This is a genomic window from Pseudomonas brassicacearum (genome assembly GCF_000585995.1).
Lineage (GTDB): Bacteria > Pseudomonadota > Gammaproteobacteria > Pseudomonadales > Pseudomonadaceae > Aquipseudomonas > Aquipseudomonas brassicacearum_A.
The window spans coordinates 4555172-4577604 of the sequence record NZ_CP007410.1; the positions used below are offsets into that span (position 1 = coordinate 4555172).

20 protein-coding genes are annotated in these 22433 nt (G+C 61.1%); 15 read left to right on the forward strand and 5 right to left on the reverse strand.

Annotated elements, in window-relative coordinates:
• The first annotated feature begins 559 nt into the window (after window positions 1-559).
• Together CD58_RS19325 and CD58_RS19330 are read left to right on the forward strand one after the other, a co-directional pair.
• Complete coding sequence (locus tag CD58_RS19325; protein WP_025211138.1) at window positions 560-1810, forward strand: IS256 family transposase; 1251 nt, start codon at window positions 560-562, stop codon at window positions 1808-1810.
• A gap of 216 nt (window positions 1811-2026) precedes the next feature.
• Complete coding sequence (locus CD58_RS19330; RefSeq protein ID WP_049866968.1) at window positions 2027-2266, forward strand: hypothetical protein; 240 nt, start codon at window positions 2027-2029, stop codon at window positions 2264-2266.
• 459 nt (window positions 2267-2725) lie between these two features.
• Here CD58_RS19330 and CD58_RS19335 read toward each other — a convergent pair whose 3' ends face one another.
• The gene (locus CD58_RS19335) at window positions 2726-3160 is read right to left on the reverse strand and encodes a rhodanese-like domain-containing protein (protein ID WP_025214639.1); all 435 of its coding nucleotides are present in this window, start codon (window positions 3158-3160) and stop codon (window positions 2726-2728) included.
• A gap of 101 nt (window positions 3161-3261) precedes the next feature.
• Here CD58_RS19335 and ftrA point away from each other — a divergent pair, with 101 nt between their 5' ends.
• Entirely contained in the window at window positions 3262-4221 is a 960-nt protein-coding gene (gene ftrA, locus CD58_RS19340; protein WP_025214640.1) for a transcriptional regulator FtrA, read from the forward strand.
• A gap of 234 nt (window positions 4222-4455) precedes the next feature.
• The gene (locus tag CD58_RS19345; RefSeq protein ID WP_025214641.1) at window positions 4456-5778 is read left to right on the forward strand and encodes an NAD(P)/FAD-dependent oxidoreductase; all 1323 of its coding nucleotides are present in this window, start codon (window positions 4456-4458) and stop codon (window positions 5776-5778) included.
• Window positions 5779-5920: 142 nt separating this feature from the next.
• Here the strand turns inward: CD58_RS19345 and cobF are convergent, their stop codons facing one another.
• Both cobF and CD58_RS19355 read right to left on the reverse strand, forming a co-directional pair.
• Window positions 5921-6676: a precorrin-6A synthase (deacetylating) gene (gene cobF, locus CD58_RS19350; RefSeq protein WP_025214642.1), complete on the reverse strand. Its 756-nt coding sequence runs from the start codon at window positions 6674-6676 to the stop codon at window positions 5921-5923.
• Window positions 6673-7251: a histidine phosphatase family protein gene (locus tag CD58_RS19355; protein ID WP_025214643.1), complete on the reverse strand. Its 579-nt coding sequence runs from the start codon at window positions 7249-7251 to the stop codon at window positions 6673-6675. Before CD58_RS19355 ends, cobF begins: the two co-directional genes overlap by 4 nt.
• Window positions 7252-7539: 288 nt before the next feature.
• On the opposite strand from CD58_RS19355, the gene CD58_RS19360 reads away from it, so the two are divergent.
• The 8 genes from CD58_RS19360 (at window position 7540) to CD58_RS19395 (ending at window position 15802) form a co-directional block, all read left to right on the forward strand.
• Window positions 7540-8394: a MurR/RpiR family transcriptional regulator gene (locus CD58_RS19360; protein WP_025214644.1), complete on the forward strand. Its 855-nt coding sequence runs from the start codon at window positions 7540-7542 to the stop codon at window positions 8392-8394.
• 2 nt (window positions 8395-8396) lie between these two features.
• Window positions 8397-9041 (forward strand): isochorismatase family cysteine hydrolase, encoded by a 645-nt coding sequence (locus CD58_RS19365; RefSeq protein ID WP_025214645.1) that lies wholly within the window; start codon window positions 8397-8399, stop codon window positions 9039-9041.
• Window positions 9038-10390 carry a glutamine synthetase family protein gene (locus CD58_RS19370; RefSeq protein WP_025214646.1) on the forward strand — a complete coding sequence of 451 codons (1353 nt, stop codon included), beginning with the start codon at window positions 9038-9040 and terminating at the stop codon, window positions 10388-10390. Before CD58_RS19365 ends, CD58_RS19370 begins: the two co-directional genes overlap by 4 nt.
• Complete coding sequence (locus CD58_RS19375) at window positions 10374-11126, forward strand: N-formylglutamate amidohydrolase (protein ID WP_025214647.1); 753 nt, start codon at window positions 10374-10376, stop codon at window positions 11124-11126. Before CD58_RS19370 ends, CD58_RS19375 begins: the two co-directional genes overlap by 17 nt.
• Window positions 11127-11202: 76 nt before the next feature.
• Entirely contained in the window at window positions 11203-12552 is a 1350-nt protein-coding gene (locus tag CD58_RS19380; RefSeq protein ID WP_025214648.1) for an APC family permease, read from the forward strand.
• Between the two features lie 110 nt (window positions 12553-12662).
• Complete coding sequence (locus tag CD58_RS19385; protein WP_025214649.1) at window positions 12663-13679, forward strand: arginine N-succinyltransferase; 1017 nt, start codon at window positions 12663-12665, stop codon at window positions 13677-13679.
• Between the two features lie 61 nt (window positions 13680-13740).
• Window positions 13741-14775: an arginine N-succinyltransferase gene (astA, locus tag CD58_RS19390; RefSeq protein WP_025214650.1), complete on the forward strand. Its 1035-nt coding sequence runs from the start codon at window positions 13741-13743 to the stop codon at window positions 14773-14775.
• A gap of 157 nt (window positions 14776-14932) precedes the next feature.
• Window positions 14933-15802 (forward strand): isocitrate lyase/PEP mutase family protein, encoded by an 870-nt coding sequence (locus CD58_RS19395; RefSeq protein ID WP_025214651.1) that lies wholly within the window; start codon window positions 14933-14935, stop codon window positions 15800-15802.
• Window positions 15803-16068: 266 nt separating this feature from the next.
• Here the strand turns inward: CD58_RS19395 and CD58_RS19400 are convergent, their stop codons facing one another.
• Entirely contained in the window at window positions 16069-17298 is a 1230-nt protein-coding gene (locus CD58_RS19400; RefSeq protein WP_025214652.1) for an acyl-CoA dehydrogenase, read from the reverse strand.
• Window positions 17299-17475: 177 nt separating this feature from the next.
• Here CD58_RS19400 and CD58_RS19405 point away from each other — a divergent pair, with 177 nt between their 5' ends.
• From CD58_RS19405 to CD58_RS19415, 3 genes are all read left to right on the forward strand, one after another.
• Window positions 17476-18405 carry a LysR family transcriptional regulator gene (locus tag CD58_RS19405; protein WP_003200002.1) on the forward strand — a complete coding sequence of 310 codons (930 nt, stop codon included), beginning with the start codon at window positions 17476-17478 and terminating at the stop codon, window positions 18403-18405.
• 195 nt (window positions 18406-18600) lie between these two features.
• Window positions 18601-19002 (forward strand): MerR family transcriptional regulator, encoded by a 402-nt coding sequence (locus CD58_RS19410; protein WP_025214653.1) that lies wholly within the window; start codon window positions 18601-18603, stop codon window positions 19000-19002.
• A gap of 149 nt (window positions 19003-19151) precedes the next feature.
• Complete coding sequence (locus CD58_RS19415; protein ID WP_025214654.1) at window positions 19152-20051, forward strand: hydroxymethylglutaryl-CoA lyase; 900 nt, start codon at window positions 19152-19154, stop codon at window positions 20049-20051.
• A 653-nt stretch (window positions 20052-20704) separates the two neighbouring features.
• On the opposite strand, the gene CD58_RS19420 is transcribed toward CD58_RS19415, so the two are convergent.
• Complete coding sequence (locus CD58_RS19420; protein ID WP_025214655.1) at window positions 20705-22402, reverse strand: AMP-binding protein; 1698 nt, start codon at window positions 22400-22402, stop codon at window positions 20705-20707.
• Window positions 22403-22433 lie beyond the last annotated feature (31 nt).

Consider the following 22433-nt stretch of genomic DNA (forward strand, 5'->3'; position numbering starts at 1 on the left):
GCAACGGCTCCAAATCCTCTGTGGGAGCGAGCTTGCTCGCGAAAGCGGAGGGCCAGTTTGCGGTGATGTTGGCTGTGCCTACGTCATCGCGAGCAAGCTCGCTCCCACAAGTTTTTGACGCTCCGCGTTCCGTTTCTGAAATCAATTGCTCCCCCCTGGCCTTCTGAAAATCTCGTAGGAATTCACTCATCGTGGCGAGGGAGCTTGCTCCCGCTGGGCTGCGAAGCAGCCCCCTCTTTTCGTCAGACCAACCCCATGCCCCAGGGTTTACGGCGGCTGCGCCACCGAGCGGGAGCAAGCTCCCTCGCCACGGGGTTTGCGGGCGTCCTACAGGTCGGTTGTTGCCTCAAAAATCCCCTTCTATAGTTGGGCTCACCTGCTGGCGTTAGTCAGCAGGAGGGTTTCGCAGCCCTGGTGAGTTAGAATCACAACCGTCAAAAATCGGCATAGGCATTCGCGCCTACGTTCGGCTTTTCATGGCGGCTGTGTGTGGGAGATCTTCGGGTCGGGGGTGTCAGAAATTTTGTGTTCGGGCATAACATGAGTAAGAGGTGCATGTATGCCAACCAAGAAGAAACCCGCGTTGCGAGAGCTGCCGAAAATCCCGAAAGAGCTGCTTGAGCAATTTACCGATGGACCGATGACCGCTGAAGCCATTGAGGATGCCTCTGCGGCGTTCAAGAAGGCTTTGATCGAGCGAGCCTTGAGTGCTGAGCTTGGCCACCACCTGGGCTATCCGCCGGGCGCGCAGCGCCCAGAGGATGAAACCAACCAGCGCAATGGCAAAAGCGGCAAGACGGTTCTAACCGGTGATGGTCCGCTCCGACTGGATATTCCTCGCGACCGGGACGGCAGTTTTTCTCCCATCCTGATCCCCAAACACGAGCGGCGTTACACTGGGTTCGACGACAAGATCATCGCCATGTATGCCCGCGGAATGACTGTTAGAGAGATCCGTGCGTTTCTTTCCGAGCAGTACGGTACGGACGTTTCTCCCGACTTCATTAGCTCTGTAACCGACGAAGTCATGGCAGAGATCGGTGCCTGGCAACAGCGGCCTTTGGAGCCGATGTATCCGGTTATTTTCTTCGATGCTCTGCGGGTCAAAATCCGCGAAGAGGGGCTGGTTCGCAACAAGGCAATCTACCTGGCCTTGGGTGTTTTGCCTGACGGAACACGCGATATTCTCGGCATTTGGATCGAAACGACCGAGGGCGCCAAATTCTGGATGAAGGTGTTCAACGACCTCAAGACACGCGGCGTCGAAGACGTGTTGATTGCTGTGACCGATGGCCTTAAAGGCATGCCGGAAGCTCTCAGCGCTGTATTTCCGGACACGACACTGCAAACATGCATTGTTCATCTGATCCGCAACAGTCTTGATTACGCGGCTTGGGATAAGCGCCGCGAACTGGCCAAGGCGCTCAAACCGATCTATCAGGCAGTCACCGCCGAAGCGGCCGAGCAAGCGCTGGATGCGTTTGAAAGCGGGCCATGGGGCAAGCAGTATCCGACGGTAGTGGCTGCTTGGCGCCGCGCTTGGGATCGTGTGATTCCTTTTTTCGTTTTCCCGCCGGCGATCCGAAAAGTGATCTACACGACCAACGCCATTGAGAGCATCAACGCTCAACTGCGCAAGATCATCAAGACCCGAGGCCACTTCCCGACCGACGATGCGGCGACCAAGCTGATCTGGCTTGGGCTGCGCAATATCACAGCAAACTGGGGTTCAGCGGCCCATGACTGGAAAAGTGCGATGAATCAATTCGCGATTCTGTACGGAGATCGATTTATCAGACCGACCTGGTAAAAGCATGGCCTGCCTAACGGCAGGCCGTTACCGGCCCGCACACAAAATATCTGACAGTCCCTTCGGGTCTGCCGAGTCCTAACTCCTCGGTCTGCGAACCCGCACATGGCTGCCACCCAATTGTTTCGCAGCAAAACGGTGGCAAATTCTCTCTTGAGTTAGGGATTTACTACGACTACCGAACAATCGTCCCACCGCTTCGCCCCGCTTACACCAATTGCCAACACCCACCCCGTCCTGTTCATCGATAAAACGGCCCCGTTGCCCGAGCTCCACGCCTGCGCCAGCGAACGCCTGCACGCCACCCTCGACTACCTGACGCTCATGGCCTGCACGACCCTGCGCGATTCAGCCGAGACCGACCTCAACACCATCACCAACATCGCTCGGATCATGGTCCAGGATGTGGCGGATGTTTTTGGGGTAATTGAGCAGCGCGGGCTCGAAGGGCAATAAAGCTTCCCTGTGGGAGCGGGCTTGCTCGCGAAGAGGCCAGCACATTCAACATCTTCATCGACGGTGACATCGCCTTCGCGAGCAAGCCCGCTCCCACAGTTGGGCCGGAGTACGACAAAAGAGACAGGTCGGCTATAAGGCCGCCTCGCGGCGGACGTTGATCTCGGCGCCCCATTAACCACGCTGGCCGAACGCAGGCATTGTGGAGTGGGCATCCCGGCATGGATGCCGGGATAGCTGCGCTGGGCCATGGATGGCCCTTCGCAGCGGGCCCACGGAGCAATGCCGGAGTGAGGGCACACCGAGCCTAGGCGAGGTGCCGAGTGGTGGGGCAAAGCGCTTTTGGTTACTTTTGGCTGGTCCGGCTCCCGGCTCTTCCAAAAGTGACCCGCCGTCAGGGCGGAACCCTAAGCAGCCGTTACCGCAGCAACGGATATACACACGAACCATAAAACCAAGTCAGCAGTCACAACGGATAGCCTGATCCGCCACCCGCTCCACCAAACCGTTCAGGCGAAAGCCCTCATCAAGCCAACCCATGACCCCGCCAATCATCTCCTTCACCGGATACCCCAAGGTCGCCAGACGCACCGCCGCCTTGTTCGCCCCATTGCAATGCGGACCAGCGCAATACACCACGAACAAGGTGGTCTTGGGATAGGCCGCCAGTGCCTCGGCGGTGAGCGTGCGGGTGGGCAGGTTGATCGCCCCAGGCACGTGCCCGCGTTCATAAGCCAGGGGCCCACGCACATCCACCAGCACAAAATCGACATCGCCGGCCTGCTGGCTGGCGTGAACGTCGGAACAATCGGTTTCAAACGTCAGGCGACTGCTGAAATGCTGCAGGGCGATCTCGGACGGGGCGGCAGGCACTTCACGAACCAGGCTGGTCATCGGCGGGTACTCCAGGGGGATGAGGGCGTAAGAAGACTTTATCCGTCTGAGGCTTAAGGCTACAGTGGCGTACAAGACACTCTGTGGGAACTTTCCGCCAAATGCAGCCTAACCCCGGTCTGGTCGCGATCCTCGCCTACGACGGCTTGTGCACGTTTGAATTCGGCGTTGCCGTCGAGATCTTCGGCTTGGAGCGACCCGAATTCACTTTTCCCTGGTACCAGCACCGGATCGTCGCGGTCGATGACGGCCCGATGCGCGCCATGGGCGGTTTCCAGGTATTGGCCGATGGCGGCATGGAACTGCTGGAAACGGCGCGAACCATTGTCATACCTGGTTGGCGCAGCCGCAGCGAACCACCGTCCGAAGCCTTGCTCGATGCACTGCGAAGGGCCCACGCCCGCGGCGCGCGCCTGCTCTCGATCTGCTCCGGGGCCTTCGTACTGGCCGCCGCCGGGCTGCTCGATGGGCTGGGCGCCACCACCCACTGGCGCTACACCGACGAACTGGCTGAGAGCTTTCCCGCCGTGCGGGTGGACCCGGATGTGCTGTACGTGGATTCAGGACAGGTCATCACCTCGGCGGGCAGCGCCGCTGGCATCGATGCCTGCCTGCATCTGGTGGCGCGGGACTTCGGGGTACAGGTCGCCAACACCGTGGCGCGCCGGCTGGTGATGTCACCGCAACGCACGGGCGGGCAGGTGCAGTTCATTCCATCACCGGTCAGCCGCACGCCACGCAGCGACCTGTCGAGCGTCATGCAATGGGCCCGCGAACGCCTGCATCAACCCCTCGGCGTGCGCGAACTGGCCAGCCAGGCGGCCATGAGCGAACGGACCTTCTTGCGCCACTTCACCCAAGCCTGCGGCGTGTCACCCAAGGCCTGGCTGCAACATGAACGCCTGGCCCGGGCCCGCGAATTACTGGAAAGCACCACGGACAACACTGACAACATCGCGCAGTTGTGCGGCTACCGCTCGGTGGAAAGCTTTCGCGTGGCATTTCGCAGCGTGGTCGGGTTGGCCCCGTCGGTGTATCGGGAGCGGTTTGGGCGGGGGTAGCTTGGGTTCGAGCCGCGAGTTGGCCTGCCCCCCTTTCTGTTTGGGGGAGCGGCAGATTGTGCTGCACCACGCCATCAACAAAAATTTTTCAACGATTCAGCGAGGTGAAAACAAGACAGCCTTATAGGCGATGCATGGCGTAATGAGCGTTAACAGCCTGTTGAACAACGCCCTACGCCGCCTTACCGATGATTCAACAGCCTGCTAACCCAAATAATCAGTGAGATTCCTAGCATGGCGCCCTCGATAAAACGCATCCACAGCGATGAAAAGTTTCCCTCCCAGGCTGATGTAGTGATCATCGGCGGCGGGATCGTCGGCGCAACCACCGCCTATTTTTTGGCAAAACGGGGACTCTCGGTCGCTCTGATCGAGAAGGGCTATGTTGGCTGCGAACAGTCGAGCCGCAACTGGGGCTGGTGCCGCCAGCAGAACCGCGATGCGCGCGAGTTGCCACTCTCCGGTGTAGCCATGCGGCTATGGGGCGAACTCACGGCGCAGATTGGCACTGATCTGGGGTTTCGCCGCTGTGGCCTCAAGTACGCGACCGACGATGCCAAGCAGCTCGGCGACTGGGAAGCGTGGCTGGATACGGCGCGCCAGTTCGACATCAATACGCGGATACTGAGCCCCGCCGAGGCCTCCTCCGCAATCCCATCCGTGGGGCGGCAATGGCTCGGCGGCGTCCACTCCGTCGAAGACGGCAAGGCGGAGCCCTCTATCGCGGCGCCGGGGATTGCCGAGGGCGCACGCGCGCTGGGCGCCAGCATCCACCAGAACTGCGCCGCCTACGGTCTCGATATCACCAATGGCGCGGTGACAGGCGTGATCACCGAAAAAGGGCTTATCCGCACAAATGCGGTCCTGTGCGCCGCCGGCGCCTGGGCCTCGGCGTTCTGCCGGCGTCATGGGTTGCGCTTTCCCCAGGCAAGCGTACGCCAGACCGCGATGCGTACACGCCCGGCACCGAACATTGGCGAGGTGATCTACACGCCGGATTGCGCGCTGACCCGCCGCCTCGATGGCAGTTATACGATGGCCATCAGTGGCAAGGCACGGCTTGAAATCACCCCGCAGGGCCTGCGCTACGGCAAGGAATTCCTGCCCATGTTCATCAAGCGCCTGGGCGCCATGGATTTTGGCGTCGGCAAGTCTTTCATCCACGGTCCGGAAGGGTTGGCCGGCTGGGGCTCGGATAAACCCTCCGCGTTCGAGCACATTCGTGTACTCGATCCCGAGGCCAGGCCCGAGGCCATTGCCGAGATCCTGAAGCGAGTCAGAAAGCGCTTCCCGGCCCTGGCGAACATCGAAGTGGCCGAGACCTGGGGGGGCTACGTGGATTGCACGCCCGATGCAGTGCCGGTGATCTCCGCCGTGGATGGGGTGTCAGGCTTCTTCCTTGCGGCGGGCTGTTCCGGGCATGGGTTCGGCCTGGGGCCGGGGATTGGTCATTTGGCGGCAGATCTGGTCGCCAACGATACGCCCTGTGTAGACCCCAAGCACTACCGCCTTTCGCGCTTGAACGATGGCTCGAAGGTGGAGGTAGGCGCTATCTGAACGGGCGCGCAGGGCGTGAAAAACAGCCCTTTTCAGCGAGCAAGGCTGATTCGGCCGGGTTTGCGGGAGCCGCTTCGCGGCCAACGGGGATAAATCCCCCTCGCCACAGGGTGGGGCGCGCCCTATGAATGAGGGTCTGGCTTCAAGGTTTACGCAGCAAGTACGTATCCATGATCCACCCATTCGCCTGCCGCGCAGCCTTGCGGGTGCGTTCAATGTCGTCGGCCACATCCCCCAGTCGGCCGGCGATGAGGATCTCATCCGGTGTTCCCACATAGGCGCCCCAGTAAACGTGCGTATCAGGATCGCTCACCTGGCGATACGCATCTTCGGCATCGAGCATCACCACCACGTTCGCCGCGTCGCCCACCTGCCCCGCCGCCAACCGGCGTCCGGTGGTAATTTCCAGAGAACCGCCAATGCCGTTCAACGGCACTTTGTGGCGGGCCGCAAGGGCCTGGACGCTGGTGATGCCGGGGATCACCTCGAATTCAAAGGCGCAGCGTCCGGCGTCGAGAATCGTCTGCAGGATGCGCAGGGTGCTGTCGTACAACGCCGGATCGCCCCAAACCAGAAAACCACCGCACTCCCCGTCGGACAGTTCTTCATCGATCAGCCGCTCGAAGGTGGCCTGCTTCGCACGGTTCAGCGCTTCGACACTGGCGGTGTAGCCCAAGTCGCCGCGTTCACGCTCAGGGCTGTAGGCTTCGACGAAACGGTACGTACGATCGACGATGTAGCGCTGGCAGATTTCCCGCCGCAGATCCAGCAGCTTGTGCTTGGCGGGCCCTTTGTCCATGAGGAAAAACACGTCCACCCGATTCAAGGCTTTCACCGCCTGCATCGTCAGGTAATCCGGATCGCCGGCGCCGATGCCGATGACTGATAACTTTTTCATTCCTCTGACTCCTGGCCAGGCCCCTGGGCACGCAATCGCCACACGCCGTTGAAACGCAACTCGATGGCGGACAGCGGTTCGATGTCAATTCGGTTGAACGTGGCTGCCGGGCAGTGCAACACATTCACCAAAGCCGCGCGGATCACGAACGGATGGGTGACGGCCAGCCAATGTCCCGGTTGTTCTTCCAGGCTTGCCAGCCAGTCCCCGACACGGCGACACAACCGGGCGACGGATTCGCCACCATGGGGAACGGCCTCGGGGTCGTCCAGCCAGGTTTGCAGTTGTTGCGGCTCGGTCTTGAGCAAGTCGTCGATGGACAAACCGCGCCAGCGCCCCAAATCACAATCGGCCAAGGCGTCGACCACTTGGGGCTCATCGCCGAACAACGCAGCGGTCTGGCGAGTACGCAGCTCTGGCCCACAGAGCACCTGCCGGACATTTCGATAGCCCTGGCCAGCCTTCGGGCGCTGTACCAACCAGTCGGCCTCCAGCGGCTCTTCCAGGGCAAAGCGCGCCCGTTTCTGGGCGACGGTGCGGGCGTGGCAGATCAGGGTCAGGCGGGTGGCTTGCACGCGGGGTACTCACGCAATCAGTGGACGGATACTCGGGCTTTTTCTTGTACAGCACCTTATATGAAATCAAATAACTTAGACAAAAAGGCGTTATATCTGACACAAACTGAAGCACCGACTGACATATCCCCTCCAGACAACCAAGCCCAAGTCCTACAGGGGTTTCGCACCATCTTCGAGCATTTTAAACGGAACGAAAAAACCACTGGACATGTAGTACCAGCTACATAAATACTATTTTCAGGAGTAATGAAAGAAATCCAACACCCATCCCAGCAAGGAGCACGGATGCCGCCCCTCAGAGACCTGATCACTGATCCCGGCCTCGTTTTGACGCCGTCGGAACGTAAGGTCGTACGCGCCCTGCTCGATCACTATCCACGCAACGGCCTGGGCCCGATGTCGCGCCTGTCGGACCATGCCGGCGTCAGCGACCCGACCATCGTGCGGCTGGTGAAAAAACTCGGTTTTGGCGGTTATGGCGAATTCCAGGATGCGCTGCTCAGTGACATGGACCATCGCCTGCGCTCCCCTCGCACGCTGTTGCAACCACGGGCCAAATTGCCGCAAGGCGATACCTGGAGCCAGTACCTGGCGGCCAGCCAACGCGCCCTCATCAATACCCAGGCCCTGACCCAGCCCGAAGACGTGCGTATTCTCGTCCAGTGGCTGCTTGACAGCCGGCACCAGGTGCATTGCTTCGGTGGACGCTTCAGCAGCTTTCTTGCCCACTATCTGCTCAACCACTTGCGCCTGCTGCGCGCGGGCTGTTTTGCCCTGGAAGATAACGCCCAACTGCCTGACCGGCTGTTCGACGTGCAGCGCCAGGACGTGGTGGTGATCTTCGATTATCGTCGCTACCAGGCCCAGGCCCTGCGTGTAGCCAGCGCAGCCAAGGAGCGCCACGCCCGGGTCGTCCTGTTCAGCGACATCTACGCTTCGCCATTGCGCGAGCTGGCCGACCTGATCATCAGTGCTCCGGTGGAGTCGGTCTCGGCCTTCGACAGCCTGGTACCGGCGCTGGCCCAGGTCGAGGCGCTGATCGCCTGTATGACCCCGCAATGCCCTGACCTGGCCGAACGCCTGGAAGGCATCGATGCCTTGCGCACGGAATTCAACACGCACCTGTTGGAGGAAAAATAAGGATGTTCTCGCTCCCCCATCGCTCGCCACGGGATTTACCCTTCGTTCACGACCACACGGCATTGCTGTTGGTGGACATGCAACGGGCCTGGCTGGAACCGCAATTCGATGCTCACCTGGATGCGCCCGAGGCCGAGTATTTCATTCGTCGTGCCCGCCAACAGGTGATTCCCAACCAACAGCGTTTGCTCAACGCGATGCGCGCGGCGCGGCACAACGTGTTGCACACCCACATCGAAAGCCTCACCGCCGATGGCCGTGATCGCTCCCTGGATCACAAGCTGTCGGACATGCACCTGCCCAAGGGCAGCCCCGAGGCGCAGATCATTGCCGAGCTGACGCCGCTGGAAAATGAAATCGTGCTGCCCAAGACGTCCTCGGGGGTTTTCAACTCCACCAATATCGACTACGTGCTGCGCAACCTGCAGACCCGCCACTTGATCGTCGCCGGCATCGTCACCGACCAATGCGTCGACATGGCCGTGCGCGACGCCGCCGACCGCGGCTACCTGGTCACGCTGGTGGAAGATGCCTGCGCCACTTACACCGAACAACGGCATCTGGCGTGCCTGAACGCGATCAAGGGCTATTGCTGGATCACCGATACCGACACCGTCCTCGGGCGCTTGCAGGAGATGCAGCCGTGAGCCGCCCCGAGGCCGCAACGCCCCTGGCACCGTTGCCCGTCACGACGCTGGTGAGCACCGACTTGATCGGCGTGACCCGCGGGCGCTCGTTCCCCAGCGATGAACTGCCCCACTACGTCACCGCAGGTTGCGGCTGGGTGCCGGCCAACAGCGCGCTGACGCCCCAAGACATCATCGCCTCGACCAACCCCTGGGGCGCTTATGGCGATCTGCGGCTGATCCCGGACCTGTCCAGCCGCGTCACCGTCAACAACGGCCCCGACGCCCAGGCCCCGGCCCTGGATTTCATCCATTGCGATGTGCGCGAGACCGACGGCCGGCCCTGGAGCACCTGCCCGCGCACGCTGCTGCACGATGAAGTGGAGCGTTATCGGACCGAGCTGGGCCTGCAGGTGTTCGCCGCGTTCGAGCATGAATTCAACCTCAGAGACACGCCTTCCCAACCCGATCGCCTGGCCTTCAGCCTCCAGGCCCAGCGCCAGCAGGCCGTATTCGCCGGATGGCTGCTCAGCGCATTGCGCGCCGGTGGCGTCGAACCGGAAATGTTCCTGCCCGAATACGGCAAGCAGCAGTACGAGATCACCTGTCGCCCCACCCTGGGCGTGGCCGCCGCCGACCGTGCCGTGAACGTGCGGGAGATCACCCGCGAGATCGCCCGGCAAATGGGCCTGGCGCTCAGCTTCGCTCCCAAGACCTCGGAAAATGCCGTGTGCAACGGTGTGCATCTGCACCTGAGCCTGCAAGACCTGAGCGGTGATCCCGTGCTCCATGACGCCGCCAGCGGCAACGGCTTGTCCAGCCTCGGCCAGCACTGGGCCGCCGGTGTGCTGCATTATCTGCCAGCGCTGTGTGCGCTGACCGCTCCAACACCGGTGTCCTACGAGCGCCTGCAACCCCATCACTGGAGCGCGTCCTATGCTTGCCTGGGACAGCGCAACCGCGAAGCGGCGCTGCGCATCTGCCCGACCGTGAGCCTGGGAGGCAAACCGCTGGCGAACCAGTACAACCTGGAATTCCGCGCCATGGACGCCACCGCTTCGCCGCACCTGGCGATGGCCGCGCTGCTAATCGCCGGGCGCCTGGGCATCGAACAGCGGCTGGTGCTGAATGCCGTGACCGATGAAATACCCGATGAATTGAATGAAGAACAACGTCGCGCCCGTGGCATCATCGCCCTGCCGACGACCCTGACCCAGGCACTGGATTGCCTGCGCCACAGCGGGGCGCTGCTCGAGGCCCTGCCCGGCCCTCTGGTCGAAACCTACTTCGCCTTGAAGGCCCAGGAGCTGGCCTTGACCCAGGCGCTGTCACCTGCCGAGCGTTGTGAGCACTATGCACGAATCTATTGAATGTGCTGAGTCGGGCCTCTACACCGGGCCGGCCTACCGACTGGTCCGGGAAGACGCCGAGCACCCGTTGGTGCTGGTGTGCGAGCACGCCAGCCGCTTCATTCCCGCTGCGCTGAACGATCTGGGCCTGGACGAAACCGCCGCTCAGGAACACATCGCCTGGGACATCGGTGCCCTGGCGCTGGCCGAACGTCTGTCCGAAACCCTCGGCGCGACCTTACTGACGGCCAATTATTCACGGCTGTTGATCGACCTCAACCGTCCGCTGCACGTACCGGACAGCATTCCGCCCCAGAGCGAGATCTACCAGGTCCCGGGCAACCAGTCCCTGGACGAGGCCACGCGCGAATATCGCCGCCAGTGCCTGTTCCATCCCTTTCATGATCGTTTGCGGGCGTTGATCGACCAGCGCCTGGCCGCCAACCGGCCAGTGCGAGTGGTGGGCATCCACAGTTTCACCCCGGTGTTCTATGGCCAACCACGCGCGCTGGAAGCCGGCGTGCTGTTCGGCGAAGCCAAGGAGTATGCCCAGCGTATCGTCGAGGGGCTGAGCCGGCATTCGCTGCGCGCGGCAGGCAACCAGCCCTACAAGATCAACCCCTTGACCGACATGACTGTCCCGGTGCACGGCGACGCCCGCGGCCTGGATTCGGTGTTGATCGAAGTGCGCAACGATCTGCTGCGCAGCCCCGAGTCGGTACGGACCTGGAGCGCTTACCTGGCCCCATTGTTGTAGGAAAGCAGTGGCGAGGTTTGAGCGGCAAGCGACAAGCAAGAGCACACCCACACACAGCTGAGAAGGAGAACGGCTTATGAGTATCGAGGCATTTGGCTACAAACAGGAATTGAAACGCAGCCTGTCGCTGACAGACCTGGTGGTGTACGGGATGATTTTCATGATCCCCATCGCACCGTTTGGCGTGTACGGCTACGTAAATGCCGAAGCACCGGGGATGGTGCCACTGGCGTATATCATCGGCATGGTGGCAATGCTGTTTACCGCGTTGAGCTACGGCAGCATGGCCCGGGCCTTTCCAGTGGCCGGTTCCGTCTATTCCTACGCACAACGGGGACTTAACCCACACGTCGGCTTCATCGCCGGTTGGCTGATGTTGCTGGACTACCTGCTGATCCCGCCACTGCTGTATGTCTACGCTGCCATGGCGTTGAATCATTTGTACCCGGACATTCCCAAGGTCGGCTTCATCCTGGCCTTCCTGGTCAGCGCGACTTTCGTCAACCTGCGGGGCATCACCTTCACCGCGCGGATGAACATCATTTTTCTGCTGGCGCAGCTGGTGGTGCTGGGGATCTTCCTGTTCTACGCCTGGAATGCCCTGCACGGTGGCGCCGGTAACGGCCAGCTGACCCTGGCGCCGCTGTACAGTCCGGAACACTTCAATTTCGCGCTGCTGATGCAAGCCGTGTCGATCGCGGTATTGTCGTTTCTGGGGTTCGATGCCATCTCCACCCTGGCCGAAGAGATCAAGAGCGACCCGGGCCGCAGCATCGGCAAGGCCGCCCTGGTGACCTTGCTGGTGATGGGGGCGATTTTCGTGGTGCAGACCTGGATCGCCACCGACCTGGCGGCCGGCATGGGCTTCAAGTCCGCCGACACCGCGTTTTATGAGATCGCCGAACTGGCGGCCGGCAGCTGGCTGGCAACCTTGACCGCGGTCGCCACGGCGCTGGCCTGGGGCGTCGCTGTGGCGATCACCTCGCAAGCAGCGGTGTCGCGCCTGCTGTTCGGCATGGCCCGGGACGGCAAGTTGCCCAAGGTACTGGCCAAGGTCCATCCGAAACACAACACCCCGTACGTGAGCATTTACCTGGTCGCGGTGCTGTCGTTGCTGATCTGCTACCTGTTCATCAACGCCGTGGACACCCTGACCTCCCTGGTCAACTTCGGCGCCCTGAGCGGCTTCATGCTGCTGCACATCACCGTGATCAACCATTACTGGCGCCGCCAGCGGTCCGGCCAGGTGATTCGCCATCTGCTCTGCCCGCTGGTCGGCTTCGTGATCGTCGCGGCCATCATGTACAACATGGGCGTGGATGCGCAGAAACTCGGCCTGATCTGGATTGCCGCGGGCGTGATCTATCTGTGTGTGCTGAATAAATTCGGCAGCCCTACGGCGCTACCGGATCCGGCCGCTCCTTGAGGCCCGGCGGTCGAAAGGTTCGACCCGTCGTGGTTGTTACGCGTGGACATCGACAGTGATCGTCAAGCCCGGTGCCTGTCACCGGGTCCTCTGGAACAGGAGTGCAATCCATGCTGGCTTTACGTCCAGTGCAATTAACCGATCTGCCACAACTGCAGCAACTGGCCAGTGACAGCCTGGTGGGCGTCACCTCGCTTCCAGACGATACCGAGCGTCTGCGGGAGAAAATCCTCGACTCGTGCGACTCGTTCGAGGCCGATGTACGAAGCCCTGGCGGGGAGAACTATTTTTTCGTCTTGCAGGACCTGATATCCGGGCGCCTGACAGGCTGCTCGGAGATTCTCGCCAGCACCGGTTGCAACGAACCGTTCTACAGTTTGCGCAACCGACCGTTCTCCAGCGAGTCCCGGGAATTGAACATCCACCATGGCGTGCCGGCGCTGTCGTTGTGTCAGGACCTCAACGGCCAGACGTTGCTGCGCGGTTTTCACATCGACGCCGAGCGGGTGCGCACGCCAGAGTCGGAGTTGCTGTCCCGGGCCCGGTTGATGTTTATCGCCGCTCACCCCCATCGCTTTGCCGAATCGGTGATCACTGAAATCGTCGGCTTCAGCAGCGAGGATGGCCAGTCGCCCTTCTGGGACGCCATCGGCCAGCATTTCTTCGACCTGCCCTACGTCGAAGCCGAGCGGTTGTGTGGCCTGCAAAGCCGTACCTTCCTCGCCGAGCTGATGCCGCAATACCCGATCTATGTGCCCATGCTGCCCCCGGCGGCCCAAGCCTGCATTGGCCGGGTGCATCCCGACGGCCAGGAAGCCTTCGACATCCTCGAGCGCGAGGGTTTTGAAACCAACAGCTACGTGGACATCTTCGACGGCGGGCCGACGCTGCACGCCCGTGTCGCGAACATCCGCTCCATCACCCAAAGCCGTGTCGCCATGGCCCGGCAAAGCGCGCAGATCGACGCCCGTGGGCGTTATCTGGTGAGCAACGACAGCCTCGGGAGCTACCGGGCCATCGTGGCCGAACTGGATCTCGACGCCGAGGGCGCCGTGGCGCTGTCACCTGACATGCTGGCAGCCCTGGGCATCACGGATGGCGAGCGGGTCCGGGTGGTTGCCTTATGAATATCATTCGATCCCGTGCCGTGCATCGACGCTTCGACCGACACGATGAAGGAGCTGCATCATGATTGTCCGCCCGGTCGCCATCACCGACCTGCCCGCATTACTGGACCTCGCCCGCTGCGCGGGCCCCGGGTTCACCAGTCTGCCGGCCAACGAAGAGCGCCTGGCCCATCGCGTACGCTGGGCCCAGCGCACCTTTGCCGGACAAGTCGAACGTGCCGATGCCGATTACCTGTTCGTGCTCGAGGACGATGACAGGCAAGTGGTGGGCATCAGCGCCCTGACCGGCGCGGTCGGGCTGCGCGAGCCCTGGTACAACTACCGGGTCGGAGTCACCGTCAGCTCGGCGCCTGAGCTGGGTATCCAACGGCAGATCCCGACGCTGTTTCTCAACAATGAGATGACCGGGCAATCGGAAGTCTGCTCGTTGTTCCTGCATCCCGAGCAGCGTCGCGGCCACAATGGGCGGCTGTTGTCCCTGGCGCGCCTGCTGTTTGTCGCTGAGTTTTCCCAGTTGTTTGGTGAAAAGCTGATTGCCGAATTGCGCGGCCATGCCGATGAACAAGGCTGTTCGCCGTTTTGGGACAGCCTGGGACGGCACTTTTTCAAGAAGGATTTCAGCTACGCCGATCAGTTGTCCGGCATGGGCAACAAATCGTTCATTGCCGAGTTGATGCCGCGCCAGCCGCTGTACACCTGCCTGCTCACAGAACAGGCCCAGGCAGTGATCGGCAAGGCTCACCCGAACACCGAGCCGGCCATGAAGATTCTCGGCGCCGAGGGCTTTGCTCATAGGGGCTATATCGACATTTTCGACGCCGGTCCGGTGATCGAGGCGCCGGTTTCGAAGATCCGCACCGTGCGCGACAGCCAGCCGTTGACCCTGGCCATCGGCACGCCGGACGAACAGGCACCGGTCTGGTTGATCCATAATCGCCGCCTGGAGAACTGCCGCGTGACCAGCGCCCAGGCACGCCTGCACGGTCACAGCCTGCTCGTCGACCGGCTCACCGCCAAACGCCTGCAAGTACAACCGGGCGACACGGTGCGCGCCGTGGCGTTGCTCAAGCAAGGGCAGCAGGCGGTGGCCGCATAAGCCTCGCTTGTTGCTGCACCCAAGTCCCACGGGATCGACTTCGGCCAGTCTGTCCCTGTAAATTCGTCATCATCTTCGGCCGTCCCACGTGATAGCTTTCCATCCTTCGGCGTTGACACTTTTGCTCAAGCCTTTCCATTCCATTGGTGGAACTCATATGTCCAGGCTTTCTCATCAAGATTTGCGTCGTAACTTTCGTCAACTGCTGGCTTCCAAGACCTGCTATCACACCGCGTCGGTGTTTGACCCAATGTCGGCGCGCATCGCTGCCGACCTGGGTTTTGAAGTAGGGATCCTCGGTGGCTCGGTCGCGTCGTTACAAGTATTGGGCGCCCCGGACTTTGCCCTCATCACCCTCAGCGAATTCGCCGAACAGGCCACCCGCATCGGCCGCGTGGCCCAACTGCCGGTGATTGCCGACGCCGACCACGGCTATGGCAACGCCCTGAACGTGATGCGCACCATCATCGAGCTGGAACGCGCCGGCGTGGCTGCGCTGACCATCGAGGACACCTTATTGCCGGCCCAGTTTGGCCGCAAATCCACCGACCTGATTGGCGTAGCCGAAGGCGTCGGCAAGATTCGCGCGGCGCTGGAGGCGCGCGTCGATCCGGAAATGGCGATCATTGCCCGGACCAACGCCGGGATTTTGCCGGTCCAGGAAATCATCAGCCGCACCCAACAATATGAGCGGGCTGGTGCGGACGGGATTTGCATGGTGGGTGTGCAGGACTTCGAGCACCTGGAAAAAATCAGCGAAAACCTGACGCTGCCGTTGATGCTCGTCACCTATGGCAACCCAAAGTTGCGCGACGACAAACGCCTGGCCGAGCTGGGCGTGCGGATCACCATCGACGGCCACGGCGCCTATTTCGCCGCGATCAAGGCCACCTACGACAGCCTGCGGGAACAGCGGCAGATCTTTACCCAGGCTTCGGACCTCAGCGCCACCGAACTGACCCACACCTACACCCAGCCCGAGGACTACATCCGCTGGGCCGAGGAGTACATGAGCGTCAAGGAGTAAGAAGGCTCACTGTCCTGGAGGCCGCCATCGCGAGCAAGCCCGCTCCCACAGTGGATTTGCAGTGCGACATAGATCTCGGGCACACCCCCCGTTCCCTGTGGGAGTGAGCTTGCTCGCGATAGCGGTAGACCGGCCAATATCAATGGCGACTGATCCGACGCCATCGCGAGCAAGCCCGCTCCCACAGGAGGATCGTGGTGAACACCAATCCTGGATTCACCCAACACACCCTGCTCGCGATGGCGTTGCCAAGGTAAAACTGGCCTTCAGCGCCCGCTACGCAGCATTTCCTTGGGCACATACTTGCCAATCTCGAACTTGCCGATGGCAGCGCGGTGCACTTCGTCCGGGCCGTCCGCCAGGCGCAGGGTGCGTTGCATGGCGTACATGTAGGCCAACGGGAAATCGTTGGAAACCCCGGCCCCGCCGTGGATCTGGATCGCCCGGTCGATGACCTTCAGGGCCACGTTCGGCGCGACGACCTTGATCTGGGCGATTTCGCTCTTGGCCACTTTATTGCCGACGGTGTCCATCATGTACGCCGCCTTCAACGTCAGCAGGCGGGCCATGTCGATTTCCATCCGCGAGTCGGCAATCTTGTCGACGTTACCGCCCAGGCGTGCCAGTGGCTGGCCGAACGCGGTGCGGCTGATGGCACGCTTGCACATCAATTCCAGTGCGCGCTCGGCCATGCCGATGGAGCGCATGCAGTGGTGGATCCGGCCTGGACCGAGGCGGCCTTGGGCAATTTCAAAGCCGCGCCCCTCACCCAGCAGAACGTTTTCGTACGGTACCCGCACGTTATCGAACAGCACTTCGGCATGGCCATGGGGCGCATCGTCGTAGCCGAACACCGGCAGCGGCCGGACGATTTTTACCCCGGGCGTGTCCACCGGTACCAGGATCATCGAATGCTGGGCATGGCGCGGCGCATCGGGGTTGCTCAGGCCCATGAAGATCAGGATCTTGCAGCGCGGGTCGCAGGCCCCTGAGGTCCACCACTTCTTGCCGTTGATCACCCACTGGTCACCGTCACGCTCGGCACGGGCGGCCATGTTGGTGGCGTCCGAAGAGGCGACGTCCGGCTCGGTCATGGCGAAGGCCGAGCGGATCTCGCCGCGCAGCAGCGGCTCGAGCCAGCGTTGCTTTTGCTCTTCATTGGCGTAGCGCACCAGCACTTCCATGTTGCCGGTGTCCGGCGCCGAGCAGTTGAAGGGTTCCGGCCCCAGCAGCGAACGGCCCATGATCTCTGCCAGCGGCGCGTATTCCAGGTTGGTCAGGCCGGCACCCAGCTCGGACTCAGGCAGAAACAGATTCCACAGGCCCTCGGCTTTGGCCTTGGCCTTGAGCTCTTCCATGATGGCTGTGGGCTGCCAACGATCGCCTTCGGCCACTTGCCGCTCGAACACCGCTTCGGCCGGGTAGACGTAGGCATCCATGAACGCCGTGACGCGTTCACGCAGTTCCTGAACCTTGGGGGAATAGGCAAAATCCATGAGCAGCACCTTCTTGGCAGAGGTTGTTTTAGGTCATGAAATCGATGCTAGTTCAGCTACGAAAATTTACCTAACCTATTCTCGGCGTGTATTAACATTCATCACCGATATATGTTTCACTGATTCGCATCGCCATCCGGCACCTCACAACACGTCCAAGAATAAGAGTGCAGCGCCATGAATCTGAGCAAGGTCGATCTCAACCTTTTCATTGTCTTCGATGCGATCTACACCGAAGCCAACCTGACCCGCGCCGGGCAGATCGTCGGCATCACGCAGCCGGCCGTGTCCAATGCCCTGGCCCGCCTGCGAGAGACGTTCAACGACCCGCTGTTCGTGCGCACCGCCCAGGGGATGGTACCCACACCCATGGCCCAGAACATCATCGGCCCGGTGCGCAACGCCCTGTCGCTGCTGCGGGTGTCGGTGCAAGAAAGCCGGATCTTCAACCCGCTGCAGGCGGTCAAGACCTACCGCATCAGCATGACCGACCTCACCGAAGGCGTGATTCTGCCGCTGTTGTTTCAACGCCTGCGCCGCCTGGCGCCGACCGTGGCCATCGAGAGCTTCCTGTCCAAACGCCGCGAAACCACCAAGGAACTGGCCGCCGGCCGCCTCGACTTTGCCGTGGACGCGCCGCTCAACACCGATCCGCAGGTGCGTCACGTCAAGCTGATGGAAGACCGTTACGTGTGCGCCATGCGCAAGGGCCACCCGCTGGCGGGCAAGGAAAAGATCAGCCTCGACGATTATCTGGCCCAGACCCACGTGCATATTTCCAGCCGTCGCAACGGGCTGGGTTATGTCGACCTGGCCTTGGGCAAGATGGGCATCCAACGCAAGATCGCCCTGCGTTCCCAACATTACCTGATGGCCTCCCAAGTGCTGCAGCAGACCGACATGGTCATGACCGTCCCCGAACGCTTTGCACGTCGCCACGATTTGCATGCCTTCCTGCTACCGGTCAACGATGTGCCGCCGGTTGAAACCCACTTGTATTGGCACGAAAGCACCGACCAGGACCCGGCCAACCGCTGGATGCGCGAGCAGATGATCGAGTTGTGCCAGCAGGTGACGGCTCATGAGAAGAAGCTGGATAAGGTTTAAAAGATCGAAACTGTGGGAGCGAGCTTGCTCGCGATAGCGGTAGACCGGCCAATCAATGGCGACTGATCCGACGCCATCGCGAGCAAGCTCGCTCCCACAGGTTCATGCCTGTCATGCAGTGCCGGCCCCCATGCTTGACGCGAACGTCAACCTGCCATTAGCTTAGCGCCAGCCCCTTTCGTTTCGAGCGCTTCCATGAGCAGCCAGACCTACAGCATCTCCGACCTCGCCCGCGAACTGGACATCACCACCCGGGCCATCCGTTTCTATGAAGAGCAAGGCCTCTTGAGCCCTGAACGACGGGGCCAGGAACGTATCTACTCGCCCCGAGACAAGGTCAGCCTGAAGCTGATCCTGCGGGGCAAGCGCATTGGTTTTTCCCTGGCCGAATGCCGCGAACTGATCGAACTCTACGACCCCACCAGCGGCAATCAGAAACAGCTGCACAGCATGTTGGCGAAAATCGCCGAGCGTCGGGAACAACTCGAACAGCAATTGCTGGACATCGAACAGATGAAACTGGAACTCGACACCGCCGAAGAACGCTGCATCCAGGCGCTGGAGCAGACGATCGAGGGGCAGGAAGCCATTCAGTAACACTTTCCCTGTGGGAGCGAGCTTGCTCGCGATGGCGGCACATTCAACATCAGTGCAAGCTGATCCACCGCTATCGCGAGCAAGCTCGCTCCCACAATGGGTTCATCATTGCGCTCGACATATTGGCAACTCACTACAGGTCAATCCCCATGTCCCTACCCTCCTTTGTACGCCTGATCGAAGTCGGCCCCCGCGACGGGCTGCAGAATGAAGCTCAACCCATCAGCGTCGCCGACAAGGTGCGCCTGGTGGACGCTTTGAGTGCCGCCGGCCTGGGCTACATCGAGGTCGGCAGTTTTGTCTCGCCCAAGTGGGTGCCGCAGATGGCTGGATCCGCCGAAGTGTTCGCGCAGATCCAGCGAAAGCCCGGCGTTACCTACGGTGCCCTGGCCCCGAACCTGCGTGGTTTTGAAGACGCGTTGGCGGCCGGCGTGAAAGAAGTCGCGGTGTTTGCCGCCGCGTCCGAAGCCTTCTCCCAGCGCAACATCAACTGCTCCATCAAGGAAAGCCTGGAGCGCTTCGCACCGATCATGGACGCCGCGAAACAGCACGATGTCAGCGTGCGCGGTTACGTGTCCTGCGTGCTGGGCTGCCCGTACGAAGGCGCGGTCAAGCCCGAGCAGGTCGCCTGGGTCGCGCGGGAGCTGTATGCGATGGGCTGTTACGAAGTGTCCCTGGGCGACACCATCGGCACAGGCACCGCCGGCGCTACGCGCAAGATGTTCGACGTGGTTTCGGCTGAGGTGCCTCGCGACAAGCTCGCCGGACACTTCCACGACACCTACGGCCAGGCCATGGCCAACGTCTACGCCAGCCTGCTGGAAGGCATCGCCGTGTTCGACAGTTCCATCGCCGGCCTTGGCGGCTGCCCCTATGCCAAGGGCGCCAGCGGTAACGTTGCCACCGAAGATGTGCTGTACCTGCTCGATGGCTTGGGCATTGAAACCGGCGTCGACCTGGACGCATTGATCGCCGCGGGGCGGCAGATCTGTGACGTGCTCGGTCGCCCGACCGGTTCGCGGGTCGCCAAGGCACGCGCCGCACAGTGAGGTGTTACCGCGCACCTTTGTAACGGCGGCGAAACGAGTAACACGGAAACAATTTGTCAGGTTTGCTCCGTCAGATTTTTCAGCAAAAAAAGATAATTCATTGATTTATATAGATTTTTAAAAGTTGGCACGCCACCTGCTATATCTCTGACATAACAAGAATAAAAAAATGCAGCAAACCCAATAAAAACAAGACGAAACGACTCTGACATAACAAAAACAACACGGCAGAGACGCAGCTAACAGATTTTTTTGGAGAGGATGTGCTTTTCAGGGTGCTTTCAGAAGCAACCCGCAACCGGGCAGAGAACAATAAAACTACCTTCAGGTAGCTCCCGAATCGGTTGGATCGCTAGGCGAAAAAGCAGATCAGCGCTCAAAAAAATACGTTTGCTCTTGATCCCGGATGGGGATCGCCAAAAACAGCGGTAAGGGTCACGGCTACCAAAAACAACAACAGGCCGCCCCTCAATAATAAAAAAAGAGCACGCGACGACAAAATTAAAGGGGAGCTTCGGCTCCCCTTTGTGCTTTCCGGATTTCACATTTCCCCCTGTGGGAGCGAGCTTGCTCGCGATGACGGCGACACAGCCAACCTATCTGTCAACTATCCCGCCGCCATCGCGAGCAAGCTCGCTCCCACCGTATTGTGGCTAGCTTTGCTTATCGCCCAGTTCTTCAACGCTGATTTCGCGCATGCGAAATTTCTGGATCTTGCCGGTCACGGTCATTGGGAATTCTTCGACGAATTTGAAATGACGCGGCGTTTTGAAGTGGGCGATGCGCGCCTTGCACCAGTCCTGTAGCTCCTGCGCCGTGGCGCTGTGGCCGGGATGGAATTTGATCCAGGCGACGATTTCCTCGCCGTAGCGCGAGCATGGGATGCCGATCACCTGCACATCCGCCACCGCCGGGTGGGTGAAGAAGAACTCTTCCAGCTCACGGGGGTAAACATTCTCACCGCCGCGGATGATCATGTCCTTGTTGCGTCCAACAATGCAGACATAACCCTGCTCGTCCATCGTCGCCAGGTCACCGGTGTGCATCCAGCGCTCCAGGTCGATGGCATCGGCGGTACCCTTGGGGTTGTTCCAATAACCGAGCATCACGCTGTAGCCACGGGTACACAACTCGCCGATGGTGCCCCGGGGGACGACCTCCCCGGCTTCGTTGATAATCTTGCTTTCCAATTGCGGCTGGGTGCGACCGACGGTGGTCACGCGCAATTCCAACTCATCTGAAGGACCGGTCTGCAATGACACCGGACTGGTTTCCGTCATGCCATAGGCTATTTGCACTTCAGCCATGTGCATCTCGTTGATGACCCGTCGCATCACTTCGATCGGACACGTCGCCCCAGCCATGATCCCGGTGCGCAGGCTGGACAAGTCGAATTCGCCTCGCTGCGGCTGATCCAGCAGGGCGATGAACATGGTGGGCACGCCGTACAGCGCAGTGGCTTTCTCTTCGGCCACGGTGCGCAGGGTCAGCAACGGATCGAAGGCATCGTTGGGATAGATCATGGTGCTGCCGTGAGTCATGCAGCCCAGGTTGCCCATGACCATGCCGAAACAATGGTAGAGCGGCACCGGGATCACCAGACGGTCGGCGGCGCTCAGGCCCAGGCTTTCGCCGACCATGTAACCGTTGTTGAGGATGTTGCGGTGGCTAAGGGTCGCGCCTTTGGGAAAGCCGGTGGTACCGGAGGTGTACTGGATATTGACCGGTTGATCGAAATGCAGGCTGGCCTGGTGCTCAGCCAATTGCCCAGACGTCACCGCTGCGCCAAGGGCTGTCAGTTGCGACCAGGGCAGGAAGCCTGACGGCGGCTGGGGATCGAGACTGATCACACCGCGCAGGTCCGGCAGGCGCTCGCTGTGCAGGTGGCCGATCGATTGCTCCGCCAGCTCTGGCGCCAGCCCCTGCAACATGGCGTGGTAATCCGACGTCTTGAACGCCCCGGCGCACACGAGCCACTGGCATCCGGATTGTTGGAGTACGTACTCCAGCTCGGAGGCGCGATAGGCCGGGTTGATGTTGACGAGAATGACACCGATCTTCGCACTGGCGAATTGGGTGATGCACCACTGGGCGCAATTGGGCGCCCACACGCCGAGGCGGTCGCCGGTTTTCAAACCTAACGCCAATAAGGCTCGGGCGTGCAGGTCGACGGCTTCAGCCAGTTGTTGCCAGGTGTAGCGCAGCGCTTGATGGCGAACCACCAATGCCTCGCCCTCCGGGTAGCGGGCCACCGTCTGGTCGAAAGCCTGGCCGATGGTCTGGGCCAGCAAGGCCTTGGCCTGGGAGCCACGGGTGTAGCTGAGCTGCGAATGCGAACCGAGTTGATCCATGACGCCCCCTCTTGTCTTTATTAGTGGGTAT